Annotated in this window: 19 protein-coding genes and 1 pseudogene; 4 read left to right on the forward strand and 16 right to left on the reverse strand. The window is 54.4% G+C overall.

Going from position 1 to position 18,631, the window contains the following annotated elements:
* From NG99_RS28355 to fkpA, 9 genes and pseudogenes are all read right to left on the reverse strand, one after another.
* A pseudogene (locus NG99_RS28355) lies at window positions 1–77 on the reverse strand (GTP-binding protein); the annotation flags it as partial.
* A gap of 70 nt (window positions 78–147) precedes the next feature.
* Window positions 148–2,262, reverse strand: coding sequence for an elongation factor G (gene fusA / locus NG99_RS17065; protein ID WP_034895538.1), 2,115 nt, complete (start codon window positions 2,260–2,262; stop codon window positions 148–150).
* Between the two features lie 93 nt (window positions 2,263–2,355).
* Window positions 2,356–2,826 carry a 30S ribosomal protein S7 gene (rpsG, locus tag NG99_RS17070; protein ID WP_008457106.1) on the reverse strand — a complete coding sequence of 157 codons (471 nt, stop codon included), beginning with the start codon at window positions 2,824–2,826 and terminating at the stop codon, window positions 2,356–2,358.
* A 96-nt stretch (window positions 2,827–2,922) separates the two neighbouring features.
* Window positions 2,923–3,297, reverse strand: coding sequence for a 30S ribosomal protein S12 (gene rpsL / locus NG99_RS17075; RefSeq protein WP_013204141.1), 375 nt, complete (start codon window positions 3,295–3,297; stop codon window positions 2,923–2,925).
* Window positions 3,298–3,422: 125 nt separating this feature from the next.
* Window positions 3,423–3,710 (reverse strand): sulfurtransferase complex subunit TusB, encoded by a 288-nt coding sequence (gene tusB / locus NG99_RS17080; protein ID WP_034895539.1) that lies wholly within the window; start codon window positions 3,708–3,710, stop codon window positions 3,423–3,425.
* Window positions 3,711–3,717: 7 nt separating this feature from the next.
* Window positions 3,718–4,077, reverse strand: a complete 360-nt coding sequence (tusC, locus tag NG99_RS17085; RefSeq protein WP_034895540.1) for a sulfurtransferase complex subunit TusC — start codon at window positions 4,075–4,077, stop codon at window positions 3,718–3,720.
* The gene (tusD, locus tag NG99_RS17090) at window positions 4,077–4,463 is read right to left on the reverse strand and encodes a sulfurtransferase complex subunit TusD (protein WP_034895541.1); all 387 of its coding nucleotides are present in this window, start codon (window positions 4,461–4,463) and stop codon (window positions 4,077–4,079) included. The genes tusC and tusD overlap by 1 nt, the downstream gene beginning before the upstream one ends.
* Window positions 4,463–5,185, reverse strand: coding sequence for a helix-turn-helix transcriptional regulator (locus NG99_RS17095; RefSeq protein WP_034895542.1), 723 nt, complete (start codon window positions 5,183–5,185; stop codon window positions 4,463–4,465). Before NG99_RS17095 ends, tusD begins: the two co-directional genes overlap by 1 nt.
* A gap of 199 nt (window positions 5,186–5,384) precedes the next feature.
* Complete coding sequence (gene fkpA, locus NG99_RS17100; protein WP_034895543.1) at window positions 5,385–6,221, reverse strand: FKBP-type peptidyl-prolyl cis-trans isomerase; 837 nt, start codon at window positions 6,219–6,221, stop codon at window positions 5,385–5,387.
* A 291-nt stretch (window positions 6,222–6,512) separates the two neighbouring features.
* Between fkpA and NG99_RS17105 the strand changes: the two genes are divergently transcribed.
* Window positions 6,513–6,731 (forward strand): SlyX family protein, encoded by a 219-nt coding sequence (locus NG99_RS17105; RefSeq protein ID WP_034895544.1) that lies wholly within the window; start codon window positions 6,513–6,515, stop codon window positions 6,729–6,731.
* Between the two features lie 57 nt (window positions 6,732–6,788).
* Here the strand turns inward: NG99_RS17105 and slyD are convergent, their stop codons facing one another.
* The 4 genes from slyD to kefG form a co-directional block, all read right to left on the reverse strand.
* On the reverse strand, window positions 6,789–7,334 hold the full coding sequence (slyD, locus tag NG99_RS17110) for a peptidylprolyl isomerase (RefSeq protein ID WP_034895545.1): 546 nt from the start codon (window positions 7,332–7,334) through the stop codon (window positions 6,789–6,791).
* Window positions 7,335–7,473: 139 nt separating this feature from the next.
* A complete protein-coding gene (locus NG99_RS17115) occupies window positions 7,474–7,668 on the reverse strand; it encodes a YheV family putative zinc ribbon protein (protein WP_034895546.1) in 195 nt (64 codons plus the stop codon).
* A gap of 8 nt (window positions 7,669–7,676) precedes the next feature.
* Complete coding sequence (gene kefB / locus NG99_RS17120) at window positions 7,677–9,482, reverse strand: glutathione-regulated potassium-efflux system protein KefB (RefSeq protein WP_034895548.1); 1,806 nt, start codon at window positions 9,480–9,482, stop codon at window positions 7,677–7,679.
* Window positions 9,483–10,034: a glutathione-regulated potassium-efflux system ancillary protein KefG gene (gene kefG, locus NG99_RS17125; protein WP_034895550.1), complete on the reverse strand. Its 552-nt coding sequence runs from the start codon at window positions 10,032–10,034 to the stop codon at window positions 9,483–9,485.
* A 123-nt stretch (window positions 10,035–10,157) separates the two neighbouring features.
* On the opposite strand from kefG, the gene NG99_RS17130 reads away from it, so the two are divergent.
* The 3 genes from NG99_RS17130 (at window position 10,158) to NG99_RS17140 (ending at window position 16,191) form a co-directional block, all read left to right on the forward strand.
* A complete protein-coding gene (locus tag NG99_RS17130; RefSeq protein ID WP_034895552.1) occupies window positions 10,158–12,056 on the forward strand; it encodes an ABC transporter ATP-binding protein in 1,899 nt (632 codons plus the stop codon).
* 296 nt (window positions 12,057–12,352) lie between these two features.
* On the forward strand, window positions 12,353–14,539 hold the full coding sequence (locus NG99_RS17135) for a sensor domain-containing phosphodiesterase (protein ID WP_034895554.1): 2,187 nt from the start codon (window positions 12,353–12,355) through the stop codon (window positions 14,537–14,539).
* On the forward strand, window positions 14,536–16,191 hold the full coding sequence (locus NG99_RS17140) for a diguanylate cyclase (protein WP_034895556.1): 1,656 nt from the start codon (window positions 14,536–14,538) through the stop codon (window positions 16,189–16,191). The genes NG99_RS17135 and NG99_RS17140 overlap by 4 nt, the downstream gene beginning before the upstream one ends.
* A gap of 2 nt (window positions 16,192–16,193) precedes the next feature.
* Here NG99_RS17140 and tauD read toward each other — a convergent pair whose 3' ends face one another.
* The 3 genes from tauD to tauB are packed head-to-tail and all read right to left on the reverse strand — an operon-like array spanning window position 16,194 to window position 18,630.
* Window positions 16,194–17,042 (reverse strand): taurine dioxygenase, encoded by an 849-nt coding sequence (gene tauD / locus NG99_RS17145; RefSeq protein WP_034895558.1) that lies wholly within the window; start codon window positions 17,040–17,042, stop codon window positions 16,194–16,196.
* On the reverse strand, window positions 17,042–17,866 hold the full coding sequence (gene tauC, locus NG99_RS17150; protein WP_034895560.1) for a taurine ABC transporter permease TauC: 825 nt from the start codon (window positions 17,864–17,866) through the stop codon (window positions 17,042–17,044). Before tauC ends, tauD begins: the two co-directional genes overlap by 1 nt.
* Window positions 17,863–18,630, reverse strand: a complete 768-nt coding sequence (gene tauB / locus NG99_RS17155; RefSeq protein WP_034895562.1) for a taurine ABC transporter ATP-binding subunit — start codon at window positions 18,628–18,630, stop codon at window positions 17,863–17,865. The genes tauC and tauB overlap by 4 nt, the downstream gene beginning before the upstream one ends.
* Window position 18,631: the final 1 nt, after the last annotated feature.

The following is an 18,631-nucleotide window of genomic DNA, read 5'->3' on the forward strand; positions in this document are numbered from 1 at the left end:
GTTTTACCGTGGTCAACGTGTCCGATAGTACCAACGTTGACGTGCGGTTTGGAACGTTCAAATTTTTCTTTAGCCACGACGATATTCCTTACTTTAATGCTCTCACTCCGTGGTGAGAGCATAGGATCAATATTTTAAAACTGTAGCTTATTTGCTACGAGCTTCAATAACGGCCTGAGCGACGTTGTTCGGCGCATCATCATACTTCAGGAACTCCATAGAGTATGAAGCACGGCCTTTAGTCAGAGAACGCAGCTGAGTTGCATATCCGAACATTTCAGACAGCGGAACTTCAGCATGAATCTGAACGCCAGTAGCATTAGATTCCTGTCCCTTCAGCATACCACGACGACGGCTGAGGTCACCGATAACGTCACCGGTGTTCTCTTCCGGGGTCTCTACTTCAACCTTCATGATCGGCTCAAGCAGAACTGGGCTTGCTTTCTTAAAGCCGTCTTTAAACGCGATAGAAGCCGCCAGTTTAAACGCCAGCTCAGAGGAGTCAACGTCATGGTAAGAACCAAAGTGCAGACGAACACCCAGATCAACGACCGGATAACCAGCCAGAGGACCAGATTTCAGCTGCTCCTGGATACCTTTATCCACCGCAGGGATGTATTCACCAGGGATCACACCACCTTTGATATCGTTGGTGAATTCGTAACCTTTAGGGTTAACGCCCGGCTCCAGTGGGTACATGTCGATAACAACATGACCATACTGACCACGACCACCAGACTGCTTGGCGTGTTTACCTTCGATATCGGTAACTTTCGCGCGAATCGCTTCACGGTAAGCAACCTGAGGTTTACCGACGTTCGCTTCAACATTGAATTCACGCTTCATGCGGTCAACGATGATGTCGAGGTGCAGCTCACCCATACCGGCGATGATGGTCTGGTTAGTTTCTTCGTCAGTCCATACGCGGAATGACGGGTCTTCTTTAGCCAGACGACCCAGAGCCAGACCCATTTTTTCCTGGTCAGCTTTGGTTTTTGGTTCAACGGCGATGGAGATTACCGGTTCAGGGAATTCCATACGCTCCAGAATGATCACATGGTCCGGATCACACAGGGTGTCACCGGTAGTCACGTCTTTCAGACCGATAGCCGCTGCGATGTCGCCTGCGCGAACTTCTTTGATCTCTTCACGTTTGTTAGCGTGCATCTGTACGATACGACCCAGACGCTCACGCTGAGATTTAACCGGGTTATACACGGTGTCACCGGAGTTAACGATACCGGAATACACGCGGAAGAACGTCAGGTTACCTACAAACGGGTCGGTAGCGATTTTGAACGCCAGCGCGGCAAACGGTTCTTCGTCGTCTGAGTGACGAACAGCCGGGGTATCTTTACCATCGTCCAGCATACCGTTAATCGCGGTAACATCCGTTGGTGACGGCAGGTATTCGATAACCGCATCCAGCATTGCCTGAACACCTTTGTTCTTAAAGGCAGAACCACAGGTTACCAGGATGATTTCGTTGTTCAGTACGCGCTTACGCAGTGAATCTTTGATCTCTTCTTCAGACAGCTCTTCGCCACCAAAGAATTTCTCCATCAGCTCATCAGAACCTTCCGCTGCGGCTTCAATCAGTTTCTGGCGCCACTCTTCGGCCAGATCCTGCATATCAGCTGGGATCTCTTCGTAAACGAAGGTCACGCCCGCGTCGTCGTCGTTCCAGTTGATGGCTTTCATCTTGATCAGGTCAACCACGCCGGTGAAGTTCTCTTCTGCGCCGATAGCCAGCTGCAGAGGGACCGGAGTCGCGCCCAGACGAGATTCAATCTGACCAACAACTTTCAGGAAGTTAGCACCCATGCGGTCCATTTTGTTAACGAACGCAATGCGTGGAACTTTATATTTATTAGCCTGACGCCATACGGTCTCAGACTGTGGCTGAACACCACCAACTGCACAGTAAACCATTACTGCGCCGTCAAGAACACGCATAGAACGTTCTACTTCGATGGTGAAGTCAACGTGTCCGGGGGTGTCGATGATATTTACGCGGTGTGGCTCGAACTGCTTAGCCATACCAGACCAGAAAGCGGTAGTCGCTGCGGAGGTAATGGTAATACCACGCTCCTGCTCCTGCGCCATCCAGTCCATGGTGGCTGCGCCATCATGAACTTCACCGATTTTGTGGTTTACACCGGTGTAGAACAGAATACGTTCGGTAGTTGTGGTCTTACCGGCGTCGATGTGTGCACTGATACCGATGTTACGGTAGCGTGTAATGGGTGTTGTACGAGCCATTTGATTCCTCTGATTCTCGGACGTTCTAAGTTAGTAAACCCCAGCGGGTGAGTCACTGGGACGCCCGCTGGGTTAATAACAACTACGAAGCTGTTACCAGCGGTAGTGAGCGAACGCCTTGTTGGCTTCGGCCATACGGTGAACATCTTCACGTTTCTTCACGGCAGTGCCTTTATTCTCAGCCGCATCAGAAAGTTCGTTCGCCAGGCGCAGAGCCATAGATTTATCACCGCGTTTACGAGCAGCTTCAACGATCCAACGCATTGCCAGAGCATTACGACGAACCGGACGGACTTCAACTGGTACCTGATAAGTAGACCCACCAACGCGGCGAGACTTAACTTCCACGGTTGGGCGGACGTTGTCCAGGGCGACTTCAAAGGCTTCCAGTTCGTTTTTACCTGAACGCTGAGCCAGGGTCTCAAGCGCGGTATAGACGATTGATTCTGCAGTAGATTTTTTACCGTCTACCATCAGAATGTTTACAAATTTAGCCAGCAGCTCTGATCCGAACTTAGGATCTGGCAGGATTTTACGCTGACCAATTACGCGACGACGTGGCATGGAAATACTCCGTTGTTAATTCAGGGTTGTCCAAAACTCTACGAGTTTATTATGACATTTAAGATAAAACGTTTGGCCTTACTTAACGGAGAACCATTAAGCCTTTGGCTTCTTCACGCCGTACTTGGAGCGTGACTGCTTACGGTCTTTAACACCAGAGCAGTCCAGCGCGCCACGAACGGTGTGGTAACGCACACCTGGCAAGTCTTTAACACGACCGCCACGGATCAGGATCACGGAGTGTTCCTGCAGGTTATGACCTTCACCGCCGATATAGGAGGTAACTTCAAAACCGTTGGTTAAGCGAACACGACATACTTTACGCAGTGCGGAGTTCGGTTTTTTAGGAGTAGTAGTATATACGCGAGTACATACACCACGTTTCTGCGGGCAGGCTTCCAGCGCAGGCACGTTGCTCTTTGCAACTTTGCGTGCGCGTGGTTTGCGAACCAGCTGGTTAACTGTTGCCATTAAATAGCTCCTGGGATTTGCTTTTGCTTCGTAAACACATGATAAATCGCCTCGTGGTATAACGAGGACGCAGAATTTTAGGGCTGAGCAGAAAAAGTGTCAAGAAATAACCAGGATATCGTGCACTACCAGGCCATCTGTTGCGGATTTTTTACCGTCAGCGCGACGAAATCAGTATAGCTTACCGTGATTGCGCTGGATGAAATTTGAGCAGAAAGTCCGCGCGCGTCGATATCTTCTTGCAGCACGTACAGGGATATGGGGGCTTGCAGCAGAATTTCAAGCGCGTGGCTGCCCGCCAGCGCCGCCAGTACGCCATCCTGCAGCAGCAGAACATCATCACCAGCAGAAAAAAGTCTGACCATCGCGGCAACATCACATTTGAAGGGCGAGGTTAGCAGGGTGTGCAGCATAATTTCCTCAAAATGTGATGATCCGATGGTACTTTTCGAGTTCAGCACGCAGGGCCAGAGGCGGCAGAACCTCGACCGGTAGCACATTGACCGTTTCGGCGCTGAGGCCTCGCTCAGCCAGCGACGCTGAGCAGGCATAAAAATGCTCAACGTCATATAAAGGCAGCACGCCAAAAGTCGCCATATAATTCCGCGCAAGAATCTGCTCGGGCGCCTGCCCGGCGATCAGCTGAAGCACGCCGTCACTGAGGAAGAACAGCGCGACTTCGTCGCTCAGCGCGGAGGTGGCGATCACCGCATCAAGCCCTTCGCGCCCGGCGCTGCTGCCGTGAGGCGCCTGAGTAAAGATAAAGGCAACCCGATTCATCAAAACTGTACCAGCCGTTCACAGGTCAGCGCGGCTTCCGCCAGCGCCCCTAATCCAGAAAGCTGAAATCCCTCAGCCAGATTGGCGGCAGGAAGGGCCAGGTTTTGCGCTTCCTGCCGATCGACGATCCCCCGACGCAGAGCCGCCGCCACGCAGACGTTGAGCGCAACGCCCTGTTCCCGGTGCAGCTTTTGCCAGGCCTGGCCGAGGTGAAACTCATCGCTGGCCGGTGAAATCAGCTCGCTGGCATTCAGCACGCCCTCCCGATAGAAGAACACGCTCTCCAACTGATGCCCGGCGGCCAGCAATGCCTGCGCAAAAAGCAAGGCGCTGCTGGACTGCTGCGTGCCATAAGCTGGCCCGGTGACCAGCAAAGCGTAGCGCATCAGCGCTCCTGCCCCTGGAAATCGCCGCTCTTGAACTGGCGGATATAGAGATAAACGGTGTGTTTGGAAATGTTGAGCCGTTCGGCTACCTGATTAATGGCGTCTTTAATGTCAAAGATCCCCTTCTCGTACAGATTCAGTACGATCTGGCGGTTCTTGGCATTATTAGAAACGTTGCGATCGCCGCTCACCTCTTCAATGGTGAACTCCAGCGTTTGCATAACCAGATCTTCGACCGAAGAGGCAAAGTTCACCGAGGAAGCCACATCCTGCGTTTCCGGCGGCATAAACGTCGCCATGATTTGCGAAAAAGGCACGTCCAGATTCATATTGATGCACAGCAGGCCAATCACGCGCTGCTGGCCGTTGCGGATAGCAATGGTCACCGACTTCATCAGTACGCCGCTTTTCGCACGGGTGAAATACGCTCTGGAGACGTTGCTGTCTGCGCCATTCATATCATGCAGCATACGCAGCGCGAGGTCGGTGATTGGCGAGCCGATTTTTCGGCCTGTATGCTCACCGTTCGCGATCCTGACGGCTGAACACTTCAAATCTTCCAGTGAATGCAGAACGATTTCGCAGTGGGAACCGATCAGCATCGCCAGTCCGTCCACCACGGCTTCATAGGATTTGAGGATATCAAAGTCAGTTTGTGCGAAGGGATGCTGTTCCAGCAATTCCAGATCGGTCACATCACCGGTAAAAATTGAACCCGACATTAAGACACCACCCTTTTAAAGAGCCTGTCGCACGGCACAAGGGCAGACTCGTTCTGAGAAAAAATGCGTGGCAGATAGTCTAGCAAATATAAGAAACGCCTGTCCTGACCTTTGTCATGAAATGCCAGATAGCGCAAAAACAGAAGGGAGATTGCGGAGTGAAAAACAAACCGCCACACAGAGTGTGGCGGTCAGAGAATTACTTAGCCTGCGTAGCTGCCGGCGCTTCAGCCGGAGCCGGAGCATTGGCGTCAGCTTTTGCCGCTGGTTTAATGTCGAGCAGCTCAACATCAAACACCAGCGTGGAGTTCGCTGGGATACCAGGCACGCCGTTTTTACCGTAGGCCAGCTGTGGTGGAATGACCAGCTTGATCTTGCCGCCTTTCTTCACATGCTTAAGGCCTTCGGTCCAGCCGGGGATAACGCCATCCAGACGGAAAGAAAGAGGCTCACCGCGGGTGTAGGAGTTATCAAACTCGGTACCGTCGATCAGCGTACCTTTATAGTTCACGACAACCGTATCGCTGTCTTTAGGCACGTCGCCGGTTCCTTCTTTCTCAACCTGATAAAGCAGGCCGGATTCCGTTTTCTTCACGCCTTTTTCTTTAGCAAATTTGGTCGCATAAGCATTACCTTTTTCGGTATTCTCTTTTGCGTCTTTTTCCATCTTCGCCTGGGCAGCGCCTTTCACGCGGGCTTCAAACGCCTGCAGGGTCTGCTCGATTTCCTGATCGGAGAGCTTGCTCTTACCAGCAAAAGCGTCCTGAACGCCAGAGATCAGCTGACCTTTATCCAGCTTGATGCCCAGCTTCTCCTGCTCTTTGAGAGAGTTTTCCATGTAACGCCCCAGAGAAGCGCCCAGTGCATAGGCGGACTGCTGGTCATCATTCTTGAATGCTGCGTTCTTCGGTGCCTGCTGTGGTGCCTGCTGAGCCGGTGCTGCTGCCGGAGCGGTTTCGGCAGCCATTGCCAGCGGCGCATTCAGCGCAACGGCCATGGTGGTGGCTAACAGTGTGACTTTAAACAGTGATTTCATCCATTTCTCCAAAACCGAAGCCTCTCGCTTCGGAAATCGTTTACAGGCCTGGGCCTGTACTATAACTGAAACTGTGCGCGAGAAAATTTCACTCTCTCGCAATGAAAACTAAGTTAACTTCCGACCGCACGCCTGCGCGAAAGTTTCACCACTGAGATGCAGACGCCATCGCGTTTTTTCAACCGCCGGGCCGAAATTAACCTGAATAACCCTATTTCAGCCGTTCTTTTCCCGTTAGAATCAGCGAATTCAGCCAGTATAACGGCTCGTGCGGTAACAAGAGGAAAGAGTATGCAACAATCATTGTTTGAAGAGCGAATGGAGATGCTGGAGAGCCGACTGGCCTTTCAGGAACATACCCTTGAAGAGCTTAACCAAACGGTGATTCATCATGAGCTGGAGATGGCCCGTCTGCGCGAGCAAATGCGCCTGCTGACCGATAAGCTGAAATCAGCCGCGCCCTCGATGATTGCGTCTCAATCGGAAGAAACGCCACCGCCGCACTACTGAGCGCCTTTTCACAGCCACAAAAAAGGAGCCGAAGCTCCTTTTTTTATCGCTGAACGCTTAGTGGCAGCCGCAGCCGCCGGTCCCGCAACCACCTTTACCGTGGTCATGGTCATGATCGTGGTCATGATGATGATCGTGCTCGCCGTGAACGTGGCCATGGGCCAGCTCTTCAGCGGTCGCTTCACGAACCGCAACCACTTCAACGTTGAAGTTCAGGTTCTGACCAGCCAGCATGTGGTTACCGTCAACTACCACATGCTCGTCTTCCACTTCAGTGATTTCAACCGGAACAGGCCCCTGATCGGTTTCTGCCAGGAAGCGCATGCCAACCTGCAGCTCATCAACGCCCATGAAGACGTCTTTCGGAACGCGCTGCACCAGGTTGTCGTCATACTGACCGTAAGCGTCATTCGCCGCGATATTGACTTCAAACTTGTCACCGGCCTCATGGTTTTCCAGGGCTTTTTCCAGGCCTGAAATCAGGGAACCATGACCGTGCAGATAGTCAAGCGGTGCGCTCACCGGTGACTCATCGACCATCACGCCGTCTTCTGTACGTACCTGATATGCCAGGCTGACCACCAGGTCTTTAGCTACTTTCATGATTACTCCTAACCGTTGAGAACGTTGAGTCCTTAGTTTGTTGACCGGTTTGCCAACGCGAAAGACTCTGAATTGCGCCGATTGTAACGAATTTCAATGCCGCTGTGTGCTACAGCTTAAAAAAAGCTGAGGCATAACGCTACTCAGGATGGAAAATTCCAATGACCTGTTCGTTGGTTCGCACCTGCTTTTGCGCCTGCTTGTCGGCTTCGCGCATCTGGTGGCCGCATCTAACGCATTCAACCACATCAATATTATTTTCCTGCCACAGCGCAAGCGTATCCTGCGCCTGACATTTCGGGCAGGTCGCGCCGGCTATAAATCTTTTACGCATAAAGGTTCCTATTCAAATTCGTCCCAACCGTCAAACTGGCGCTTCTCATGCTGCATCTCAGCCTGAAAAATATCTTCCAGCTCGCGGCGGGCCTCTTTCACACGGGAAATTTGCAGGCTGTCCGCGTGGTTTGGCATCAGTTCACGCAGCATCCGCATATCTAACCGGCGGAAATGCTGCTGGGCACGGAAGGCCTGGTGCGGATGCATACCCAGCGTCATCAGCGTCTTACGCCCCAGCTCCAGCGCGCTGGAGAAGGTTTCACGCGAGAACTGCGTCACTCCGGCCTGCAGCAGCTCATGCGCTTCCACACGTCCTCTCGCCCTGGCAAGGATCTGCAAATGCGGAAAATGGTGCTGGCAGAGATGTACAATCTCCATCGCGTCTTCCGGAGCGTTGCAGGTAATGACTATCGACTGAGCGGTTTCCGCACCGGCCGCCCGCAGCAGCTCAAGCTCCTTCGCATCCCCATAGTATACTTTGTAACCGTATTTTCGCATCAGGCTGACGGCGCTGATATCCCGCTCCAGCACGGTAACGCGCTTTTCATTCGCCATCAGCAGGCGGGCAACAACCTGACCAAAACGCCCGAAGCCCACCACAATAACCTGCGGCTTGTCGTCCTCAACGAAGGGTTTCTCTTCATTTTCATCGACGTCGTTAAAGCGTCTCTCGAGAATTTTATCAATCCCCTGCATTAAGAGCGGCGTGGTCATCATAGACAGCGTCACGGTCACTAACAGCAGCGGCATTTGATCGCCGGTAAACAGGTTTGCCGAAGAGGCGGCAGAGAACAACACGAAAGCAAATTCTCCCCCCTGGCTTAACACGCCGGAAAACTGTAGCCGTTCTGAGCTACGCAGGCCAAAAATCCGCGACAGCAGGTAAAGCACGCCCGCCTTAACGGAAACCAGCGCCACCACGCCGACAAGAATTTCAATGATATGGGTATAAAGCACGCCGAGGTTCAGCGCCATGCCGACGGAAATAAAGAACAGCCCCAGCAGCAAGCCCTTAAACGGATCGATAGCAATTTCCAGCTCGTGGCGGTATTCACTTTCCGCCAGCAGGATCCCGGCGATAAACGTACCCAGTGCCATAGACAGCCCCAGCGCATCCATAAACAGCGCTGAGCCAAGCACCAGCAGCAGCGCCGCAGCGGTAAACACTTCACGGACGCCGGAAGCTGCGATAAAGCGAAAAATCGGCCGCAGCAGATAACGCCCGCCGATCAGCATCCCGGCAAAGGCCAGCACCTTCATGCCCACCTTCATCCAGTCGGTGTGGCCGTGGTCGCCGCCAGCCAGCAAAGGCACCAGCGCCAGCGCAGGGATCACCGCCAGATCCTGGAACAGCAGTACTGAGAAGCCCAGCTGTCCAGATTCGTTACGGTTCATGCCCTTATCCCGCATGATTTGTAGTGCCATGGCGGTGGAGGACATCGCCAGGCCGATACCCCCAATCGTTGCCGCCTGCCAGGAGAAGTCCGTCAGCAGCAGCAGACCGCCGAGGATGGCGGCACTAAAAATAACCTGAGCCGCGCCAACGCCGAAAATGGAGCGGCGAAGCTCCCACAGCTTGGAAGGTTTCAGCTCAAGGCCAATGATAAACATCAGGAACACCACGCCCAGCTCGGAGAAGTGCAGAATCTCCTCAACGTCGCTGATAAAGCCTAAACCCCAGGGGCCGATGGCTATGCCAGCCAGCAGATAGCCAAGCACCGCGCCAATGCCGAGCCGGGCCGCGATCGGCACGGCGATCACCGCCGCAAAAAGGTAGACCACGCCTGCCGCCAGGAGGGTTTGTCCTTCCATTCAGAGTCCTCCATAAGGCAAAGGGGATGCGAGCCAGTCGCTGTAGGCCCGCGAAAAATTCTTCATCACTTCCGGCGTCTGGCGCCGCGCCCAGTAAATGATCATCGGCGTCAGCCAGTGCATCCGGCACATCTGCGCCGTCAGCTCAAACGGACGCATAATGTCTGACATAGGGTAGCGGTTTAGCCCTTCCTGATGGTAAGCCGCCTCGGGTTCCCCGGTGGTGATCACGCTACGCCAGTACTTTCCTTCCAGCATATTGCCGCCGGGACCGCTGGCAAATCCGCGTGAGAGGACGCGGTCGAGCCACTCTTTCAGCAGCGCCGGGCAGCTGTAGGTATAAAGCGGGTGCTGAAAAACAATAATATCGTGCTCGCGCAGCAGCTGCTGCTCGTGGTGAATATCTATAAAAAAATCAGGGTAGTGCGCGTACAGATCGTGCACCGTCACATGGGGTAAATCATAGGCGGGCCTCAGCAAGACCCGATTTGCGATCGAGTCTTGAGATTCCGGGTGTGCATAAAGCAGCAAAACTTTAGGCGGCTGCAACATCATTCCCCTCCAAATCATCGTCACGGCCGGGAAATTCCGCTACCATGCTCGACGCAACGGAATTCAACATTCCAAAATCAAATTGATGGTTTAATTTAACATATTCTGACTATTACGGCGCTTATGATTGTCTTCTCATCGTTACAAATTCGACGCGGTGTCCGCGTACTGCTGGACAATGCCACGGCCACCATCAACCCAGGCCAAAAAGTGGGTCTGGTGGGAAAAAATGGCTGCGGAAAATCCACGCTGCTGTCGCTGCTTAAAAACGAGATAAGCGCCGATGCCGGCAGCTTCAGCTATCCCGGCAACTGGTCGCTGGCCTGGGTTAATCAGGAAACCCCTGCTCTTTCCGTCCCGGCTATTGAGTATGTGATCGATGGCGACAGAGAGTTCCGCCAGCTGGAGGCGGAGCTGGCGCACGCCAATGAGATTAACGACGGCCACGCCATTGCCACGCTGCACGGCAAGCTGGATGCCATTCAGGCATGGACAATACAGCCTCGCGCCGCCAGCCTGCTTAACGGTTTGGGCTTTTCTCAGGAACAGCTGCTGCGCCCGGTCAGTGATTTTTCCGGCGGCTGGCGCATGCGCCTTAACCTGGCGCAGGCGTTGATTTGCCGCTCTGACCTGCTGCTGCTTGATGAACCAACCAACCACCTGGATCTCGATGCCGTGATCTGGCTGGAGCGCTGGCTGAACAGCTATCAGGGCACGCTGATTCTGATTTCGCACGATCGGGATTTCCTCGATCCGGTGGTGGACAAAATCCTGCACATCGAACAGCAGGCGATGAATGAATACACGGGCAACTACAGCTCGTTTGAAATTCAGCGCGCGACCAGGCTGTCGCAACAGCAGTCAATGTTTGAGAACCAGCAGCAAAAAGTGGCGCATTTGCAGAGCTTTATCGATCGCTTTAAGGCGAAGGCCAGCAAAGCGAAGCAGGCGCAAAGCCGCATCAAGATGCTGGAACGCATGGAGATGATCGCGCCCGCTCACGTTGATAATCCGTTCACCTTCAGCTTCCGCGAGCCGGAAAGCCTGCCGAACCCGCTGCTGAAGATGGAAAAGGTCAGCGCTGGCTACGGCGATAAGGTCATTCTTAATTCAATCAAGCTGAACCTGGTTCCCGGCTCGCGCATTGGTCTGCTGGGCCGCAACGGCGCGGGTAAATCAACCCTGATCAAAATGCTGGCGGGCGATCTGGCGCCGTTGAAAGGCGAGATTGGCCTGGCAAAGGGCATCAAGCTCGGCTACTTCGCCCAGCATCAGCTTGAATTCTTACGGGCTGATGAATCCCCTCTTCAGCATATGGTGCGCCTGGCGCCAAAAGTGCTGGAGCAGCAGCTGCGGGATTACCTTGGCGGATTTGGTTTTCAGGGCGATAAGGTTACGGAAAGCACCGGCCGTTTTTCCGGCGGGGAAAAGGCCCGGCTGGTTCTGGCGCTGATCGTCTGGCAGCGCCCCAACCTGCTGCTGCTGGATGAACCGACCAACCACCTGGATCTGGATATGCGCCAGGCCCTGACCGAGGCGCTGATTGATTTTGAGGGGGCGCTGGTGGTGGTTTCGCACGATCGTCACCTGCTGCGCTCCACCACCGATGACCTCTATCTGGTGCATGATGGTCAGGTGGAGCCTTTCGATGGCGATTTGGAAGATTATCAGCAGTGGCTGAGCGATCTGCAAAAGCAAACCAGCGCCGTCGAGCCAAAGCAGGACGGAGCTAACAGCGCGCAGAACCGTAAAGACCAGAAGCGACGCGAGGCAGAACTGCGGACGCAAACTCAGCCGCTGCGTAAGCAGATTGAGAAGCTGGAAAAACAAATGGAGAAGCTGAACGCGCAGCTATCGCAGGCCGAATCAAGCCTGGCCGACGCCGCTCTCTACGATCAGAGCCGTAAAGCCGATCTCACCGCCGCGCTGCAACAGCAGGCAGCGGCGAAATCCTCGCTGGAAGCGTGCGAGATGGAGTGGCTGGACGCTCAGGAACAGCTTGAGGCTATGCTTAACGTTTAATTACCCCAGTTGCCGGAGAAAATCGTCAATTTTATTTCCACTTCGGCCGCTGCATAAGATCATTACTCCACTTAATTTAACATTTCCCGTCGCATAAAATACGCATCTCAATCAATTAATTACCCTGCTAATCAATTTATTCAGCCATCCAGCCCTGGATGGCCTGAACCCACTGTTAAAAGAATTCAAACAACTGCAGCATTTTTTACTTTTCATTTCCTTGTCTGAATAATTCTTTGCTCTTACTATTGCGCGCCTGAACTAAATCGCTCACTTTTTAACCTGAGAATCACCTCATGAAAAGCTTGCCTGGCAGCTTCATTAAAAAAAGTCTGATCGCTTTTGCGCAACTCATGCTGTTAATGCCTCTGGCCAGAACTTTTTCTCCCAGCGCGATGATTGGCGACAGCAGCGTATGGATTGTCTATCTGCCCTACGGCATGTCCATCGCCACGCTGTATATATTTGGTCGGGCGGCGATACTTCCCCTCCTCCTAGCTTTTTATCTCAATTATCAGTACAGCTACTCCTTCCTTATTGCGCTGGGCGTTACGCTTGCCATGCTGATCCCTGTTCTGCTGTGCGGCTGGCTGGCACGGAAGCTGCTAGGTAAACGGTGGCGCTACAGCCCGGCAACTAACGGGGTTGGAATACGTCTGACGCTTATAGGAACCTGTGCGCCTGTTTTAACCAAATTCATGATGATTGCATGGGGTCATTTTTTTCCTGTCCCGGGCGCAGTAAACGGCTACTTTTCCAGCCAGCTGAACATGTATACGGTCGTCGGCCTGCAGAATATGATTATTTCAGCGGTCGTGTTTACCATCCTCTTTTATATTCCTCTGCGCGCGGTGGGTAGCCCGGCGTATGCACGCAGAATCCTTCTCGGCTGCAAAAAACCCTTCGGGGGAAAACAGAGTCTGACCAGTGCGCTAGTGTGGCTGGGAATGCTGGTAACGCTGCTGATCCTTTTCTGTTCACCCGTTCATCACCTGCTGATCTCAAGCTACCTGATCCCCCTGATCTTCGTCCTTTTTACCTATGGGATCATGCGTTTCGACCCGCTGCTGGTTATCTTCCTCTGGGCGCTGAGCTGCTTCCTGCTGATGTATTGCAATGTGGATGTGCTGACCAATAACAACATTTTCGCTATCACCTTTATGTCCTCCACGTTTATCGCCTTCACCATTAGTCTGGTGTATATCTCGGCGGCCTTCAGTAAGAGCCAGCGGATGCAGCAGGTTGCCATGAGGCTCTCGTTAACCGATCCCATCGAGCAGCGCCCCAATCTGCGGGCGCTGGAATACCATCTCCATCAGCAGCCAACGGGAACCCTTTGCTACCTTCACCTGGACAACCTGAAGTTTCTCGGGCGCCACTACGGCATCATGATGCGCATCCACTGCAAACGCAGCATTATCGACATGCTTAATAAGCTTCTGGGCGAAAATGAAGGCGTCTACCAGTTGGCCGGGGATGGTTTGATGCTTTTTCTGACTGAAGATGTAACGCAACAGCGTCTGGAATCACTGCGTGAACAGTTAAAAGATCTGAAGGTGTACTGGAATAACACCGTTGTGGATATCAACTACGCGTTCGCCGCCGCTCCCTTTAACGTTGCAACCGATGATCTATACCGCCTGACCGGACAGCTGAGCTATCTGGCCGAACGGGCCCTTACTCAGGGCGGTATCTCTTTACTGGACGATAAGGGTGCCCTGCAGATTAGCAGCGCCTCTGAACAGGTGTTGATGCTGGCAAGAATCAAACAGGCTATCGCCAGCCGACGGATCATGCTGTGCGCCCAGCCCATCGTCAACCCGGTCACGGCCCACAGCTATTACGAGGTGCTGGCCCGACTTCAGGATGGCGATGAAATCATTCAGCCAAATGAATTTATCCCGCTGATTGCCGAATTTAACCTCAGTGCCTCTTTCGATCGTCTGGTGATTGAAGAGACCGTGGCCTTTATCGAAAAACGACGCAAAGCGGGCAACCCGCTCCCCTGCATGGCAATTAACCTGCTGCCAATGACCCTCACCGAACCGGGGATCGCTGAAAGCATCGTGGCTATCTTCCAGCGCTACGGCGTACCGCACGACGCGGCCATACTGGAGGTGACCGAAGAACAGTCCCTGTATAACAGCCAGGCCGCCGCCCAGGCCATTGAAGTACTGCGCCATCAGGGCTTTCGCATCGCCATTGACGACTTCGGCACCGGCTTTGCCAACTACGAGCGGGTAAAAAGTCTGAAGGTGGACATCATTAAAATCGACGGACTATTTGTGAAGAATATAGAACACGACAGGCTGGACAGGATGATCGTGAAGTCAATCTGCGACATCGCGAAAGAGAAGAAGCTGTCCGTGGTTGCCGAGTATGTGGAAACCGTGGAACAGGGCAGACTGCTTACCCAGCTCGGCGTAGGCTATCTACAGGGCTACCTGCACGGCAAACCCACGCCGCTGGAGACACTGCCGTGAACATCTCCAGCATAAAGCAGCACGAGCTGCCGCTGGTAGCCAGAAAAAAACGCGTCCTGTCGGGCAATCCAGCAAGAGTCGTTGACGGGTTTTTCCTGCTGCTTTTTATCCTCTCCGGTCTGCTTTTTCTGGATCAGGCTCAGCTGTTTCATCACGGCTATCAGGCCAGCCAGCTCGCCCAGCTGGATCATATTGCCGGGCAGCTTGATAATTTCTTCCAGCGACACCTCGACCAGTTGCACTACATGCAAAGCGGCTTTATGGATCGGCTACAGAACAGCGGTCAGCCCGACCGCGACTGGCTGACCAGAATCAAAGTCAGTGGAAAAGGCGAAAGCTGGGAGCTGCTGACCCCCAGCAGCAGGCTTTCCGGTCACGGTGTCCCTCCCTCTCCGCACGCGTCTGAGGGGCTGTCGGAGCTGGCAGCAATTCAGTTTCTGCAAAATACGCTCTTTAATCATCACACTCCGGTAGTTGAACAGCCTCACTTTTATTACGCATCGCGTAACGGATATCAGTTGGTCTCCTCACCTTCCGTAGAGGATAAGTTACCACCGGCGGTGATTTTGGATCACGCTGATGGCGTTCCGCTGGACAAAGCTCTCTGGAGAGCCAGCGAAAAAGGAACGGCCTCACCGATGCTATTCGCTACTCTGCCCGTGTCTGAGCGCTCAAACTGGATCGGCTCACTCAGCGTAGGGTTTGGCGCAAAACTGCTGCAAAAGCTGCTGCTGCGGGCGACGGGCAACGAAACGCACGCTAATCTGATCCTTTTCGATCATCATACCGCCACCTTTACTTCCGCTCTTGAGGGTGCCAACACCCACCATTACTTCAGACATCGGGACTTTCTGCATCTGCAGGAAACTATTAGGGCAAGGCGCGACGGTACGCTGCAAATCGGCAAGTATTTTGTTACCTTCACTCATCGGGATAACCTGCCTGGCCCGCTGATTTTCGTGCAGACGATCGACCAGGTCCTGAAGGACGGATACGGCCGATACTACATGCTGCCATTGGTGCTGTGGCTGGCGCTTAGCGCTCTGCTCTTGCTGGCTCGCCACACTTTTTCCCGCATTATCAATCGGATGATTCGTCAGCAGGCCAACATCCACTGGCAGGCCAACCACGATATGCTGACCAGCGTATTTAACCGCCGTGGCTTTTACACTCTCGCCAGCGAACGTCAGCTCTCCTCCCCACCCAAAAGTGAACAGATGGCGCTGCTGCTGATCGATCTGGATCACTTCAAGCAAATCAACGATAGCTACGGTCACGCGGCGGGCGATCTGGTGCTGAAATGCGCTGCGGCTGCGATGCAAAACAGTCTGCGGCGAAGGGATATGGTAGGCAGGATAGGCGGCGAGGAGTTTTGCGTACTGCTTCCGGACTGCACGCTGAAGGATGCGGCAGTGCTGGCTGAACGGCTACGTAAAAACGTCGCCAGCCAGCCGGTACGGCTGCAGACTGGGGAGCTTGTCACGGTAAGCGTATCTGTTGGGGTGGCGCACGGCAGTGAAGCCATACCGCCATCCCTGGATTCATTGCAGTCCCTTGCCGACAGGCGGCTCTACAGCGCCAAGCGCGAAGGCCGAAACCGTATTTGCTGGGGAGCATCCATGCATGAAGCCCCTGTGATTGAGCAGGCGTAAGCTCAGGCACGCCAGAACGGCTTATCCCCCAAAATCGTCGCGCGGTGCATGATGCGCCGCTGCGGCATATAGTCAGCGTTGGCATAATGCTGCGTCACCCGGTTATCCCAGATAGCGATATCGTTCTCCTGCCAGCGCCAGCGTACCTGGAACTCGGGTTTGGTGATATGAGCAAACAGGAAATTCAGCAGCGTATCGCTCTCTTTCTGGCTCAGATCGACGATGCGCGTGGTAAAGCCCTCATTGACAAACAACGCCTGCTTACCGCTAATCGGGTGGGTGCGGATCACCGGATGCAATAACGGCGGGTTCTTCTCTACCGCCAGCTTCCAGCGTGCGTGTTCCTCTTCGCTGCCACGATGTTTGAACTCCTGAAACGACTTAGTGAAGTCATGCTCGGCCTGCAGGCCGCTCAGCAAGACTTTGAACGGTTCCGACAGCGCTTCATAGGCCGCAATGCCGCTGGCCCAAAGCGTATCTCCCCCCATTTCCGGCAGGTGCTTCGCCGCCAGGATCGCGCCAGCCGGAGGCGTAGTGATAAAGGTCACATCGGTGTGCCAGTTATCGTTATCGGGCGGATTGTTGTCGTGGGTATCCAGCACGATAATTTCCTCCACGTCCGTCGCGTGAGGATAAACCGGATGAATGTGCAGGTCGCCAAACCGGGCAGCCAGCGCCCGCTGTTGCTGCGGCGTAACGGGCTGATCGCGGAAGAACAGCACCTGATGGCGAATTAGCGCGTGGTATAGCTGCTCAAACTGCGCATCGCTCAGCGGGCGGCTCAGGTTGATATCAGAAACCTGGGCGCCGATATACGGGCCCAGCGCGGTAATAGTCAGACGTTCGTTCATCAATGTACTCCATGCCAGGGGGTCAGGCGGCGCTGTAAGGCGCGCAGCCCCAGTTCAAGGGTGAAAGCAATCAGCGCGATAACGGCGATGCCTGCCAGCACCACATCTGTCGCTAAAAACTCTCCAGCGGACTGCACCATAAAACCAAGCCCGCGCGTGGCCGCAATCAGCTCGGCAGCCACCAGCGTTGACCAGCCGACGCCAAGGCCAATGCGCAGCCCGGTCAGAATTTCCGGCAGCGCACCCGGCAGGATCACCCACCACAGCACCTGCCAGCGGTTACCGCCAAGCGACTGAGCCGCCCGGATGCGAACCTGCTGGGTGCCTTTCACGCCGGCCAGCGCCGACATCGCCACGGGCGCGAAAATTGCCAGATAGATCAGCAAAATTTTTGAGGTTTCGCCGATGCCGAACCAGATAACCATCAGCGGCAAATAGGCCAGCGGCGGAACCGGTCGGTAGAGTTCGATAAGCGGATCAAGAATGCCCCGAGCCGTTTCACTCAGCCCCATCAGTATTCCCACCGGCACGCCAATCACCACGGCAGCCAGCAGAGCTATCGCAATCCGGCTCAGGCTGGCGGCCAGGTGCTGCCAGAGCGTGGCATCCATAAAACCTGTAGAGCTGGCAATCGTCAGCAACTGACGAAAAACCTGCTGGGGAGCGGGCAGAAACAGCGGCGCAATCAGTTTCAACGCGGTAACGCCCCACCAGATAGCCAGCAGAACCAGCAGCGTGGCTACGCTGAGCGTGAGCTGACGGCTTAAGGGCCAGCGCAGGCGAAGGCGGCGCGGCAGCGTTTTCTCTGTAGAAAGCAGACTCATGAAAATACCTCGCGCTGCTGGAAGACCTGACCCAGCACATATTCACGCCGGGCAATAAAAGCAGGGTCTGACTTGATAGCCCGGCAGGATTCTCCGGCGGCATAGCGGCGGCCAAAATCCAGGGGGATCCTTTCAATCACCCTCCCAGGCCCCGGAGAAAGCAGGATGAGCTCGCTGGCCAGGAAAACCGCTTCTTCAATATCGTGAGTAATCAGCAGGATCTGTTTGCCGCTTTCGCGCCAGAGCGTCAGCAGCAGCTCCTGCATTTGTTCGCGGGTAAAGGCATCCAGCGCGCCAAAAGGTTCATCCAACAGCAGCAGCTGTGGGTCAGCAGCCAGCGCACGCGCAATGCCTACGCGCTGACGCATCCCGCCGGAGAGCTGCCAGATAAAGCGTTTCTCTGCGCCCTCCAGCCCAACTTTTTTCAGCATCTGGCGGGCAATCTCACGCCGCTTAACCTTCTCCACGCCAGCCAGCTGAAGTCCGAAGGCCACGTTGTCCAGCACGTTGCGCCACGGCAGCAGCCCTTCGTGCTGAAACACCACGCCGCGCTCTGCGCCTGGCCCGGTGACCGGCTTGCCGTCCAGCACGATACTGCCGGACTCGGCAGGCAGAAAGCCGGCAATCAGATTCAGCAGCGTGGTTTTGCCACAGCCTGACGGTCCCAGCACCACCAGCAGTTCGCCGGAATCAATGGAGAGATTGATATCCTGCAAAGCAAGATGCCCTTCATAGCGAGCCGTAAGATGCGAGACCGACAGCATG

Source organism: Erwinia typographi (assembly GCF_000773975.1).
In the GTDB taxonomy this organism is placed as follows: Bacteria; Pseudomonadota; Gammaproteobacteria; order Enterobacterales; family Enterobacteriaceae; genus Erwinia; species Erwinia typographi.

Excerpts from the sequence above, each read along its gene's own strand:
- fusA (WP_034895538.1), bottom strand. The coding sequence starts at position 2,262 with ATGGCTCGTACAACACCCATTACACGCTACCGTAACATCGGTATCAGT.
- rpsG (WP_008457106.1), bottom strand. The coding sequence starts at position 2,826 with ATGCCACGTCGTCGCGTAATTGGTCAGCGTAAAATCCTGCCAGATCCT.
- rpsL (WP_013204141.1), bottom strand. The coding sequence starts at position 3,297 with ATGGCAACAGTTAACCAGCTGGTTCGCAAACCACGCGCACGCAAAGTT.
- tusB (WP_034895539.1), bottom strand. The coding sequence starts at position 3,710 with ATGCTGCACACCCTGCTAACCTCGCCCTTCAAATGTGATGTTGCCGCG.
- tusC (WP_034895540.1), bottom strand. The coding sequence starts at position 4,077 with ATGAATCGGGTTGCCTTTATCTTTACTCAGGCGCCTCACGGCAGCAGC.
- tusD (WP_034895541.1), bottom strand. The coding sequence starts at position 4,463 with ATGCGCTACGCTTTGCTGGTCACCGGGCCAGCTTATGGCACGCAGCAG.
- NG99_RS17095 (WP_034895542.1), bottom strand. The coding sequence starts at position 5,185 with ATGTCGGGTTCAATTTTTACCGGTGATGTGACCGATCTGGAATTGCTG.
- fkpA (WP_034895543.1), bottom strand. The coding sequence starts at position 6,221 with ATGAAATCACTGTTTAAAGTCACACTGTTAGCCACCACCATGGCCGTT.
- NG99_RS17105 (WP_034895544.1), top strand. The coding sequence starts at position 6,513 with ATGCAACAATCATTGTTTGAAGAGCGAATGGAGATGCTGGAGAGCCGA.
- slyD (WP_034895545.1), bottom strand. The coding sequence starts at position 7,334 with ATGAAAGTAGCTAAAGACCTGGTGGTCAGCCTGGCATATCAGGTACGT.
- NG99_RS17115 (WP_034895546.1), bottom strand. The coding sequence starts at position 7,668 with ATGCGTAAAAGATTTATAGCCGGCGCGACCTGCCCGAAATGTCAGGCG.
- kefB (WP_034895548.1), bottom strand. The coding sequence starts at position 9,482 with ATGGAAGGACAAACCCTCCTGGCGGCAGGCGTGGTCTACCTTTTTGCG.
- kefG (WP_034895550.1), bottom strand. The coding sequence starts at position 10,034 with ATGTTGCAGCCGCCTAAAGTTTTGCTGCTTTATGCACACCCGGAATCT.
- NG99_RS17130 (WP_034895552.1), top strand. The coding sequence starts at position 10,158 with ATGATTGTCTTCTCATCGTTACAAATTCGACGCGGTGTCCGCGTACTG.
- NG99_RS17135 (WP_034895554.1), top strand. The coding sequence starts at position 12,353 with ATGAAAAGCTTGCCTGGCAGCTTCATTAAAAAAAGTCTGATCGCTTTT.
- tauD (WP_034895558.1), bottom strand. The coding sequence starts at position 17,042 with ATGAACGAACGTCTGACTATTACCGCGCTGGGCCCGTATATCGGCGCC.
- tauC (WP_034895560.1), bottom strand. The coding sequence starts at position 17,866 with ATGAGTCTGCTTTCTACAGAGAAAACGCTGCCGCGCCGCCTTCGCCTG.
- tauB (WP_034895562.1), bottom strand. The coding sequence starts at position 18,630 with ATGCTGTCGGTCTCGCATCTTACGGCTCGCTATGAAGGGCATCTTGCT.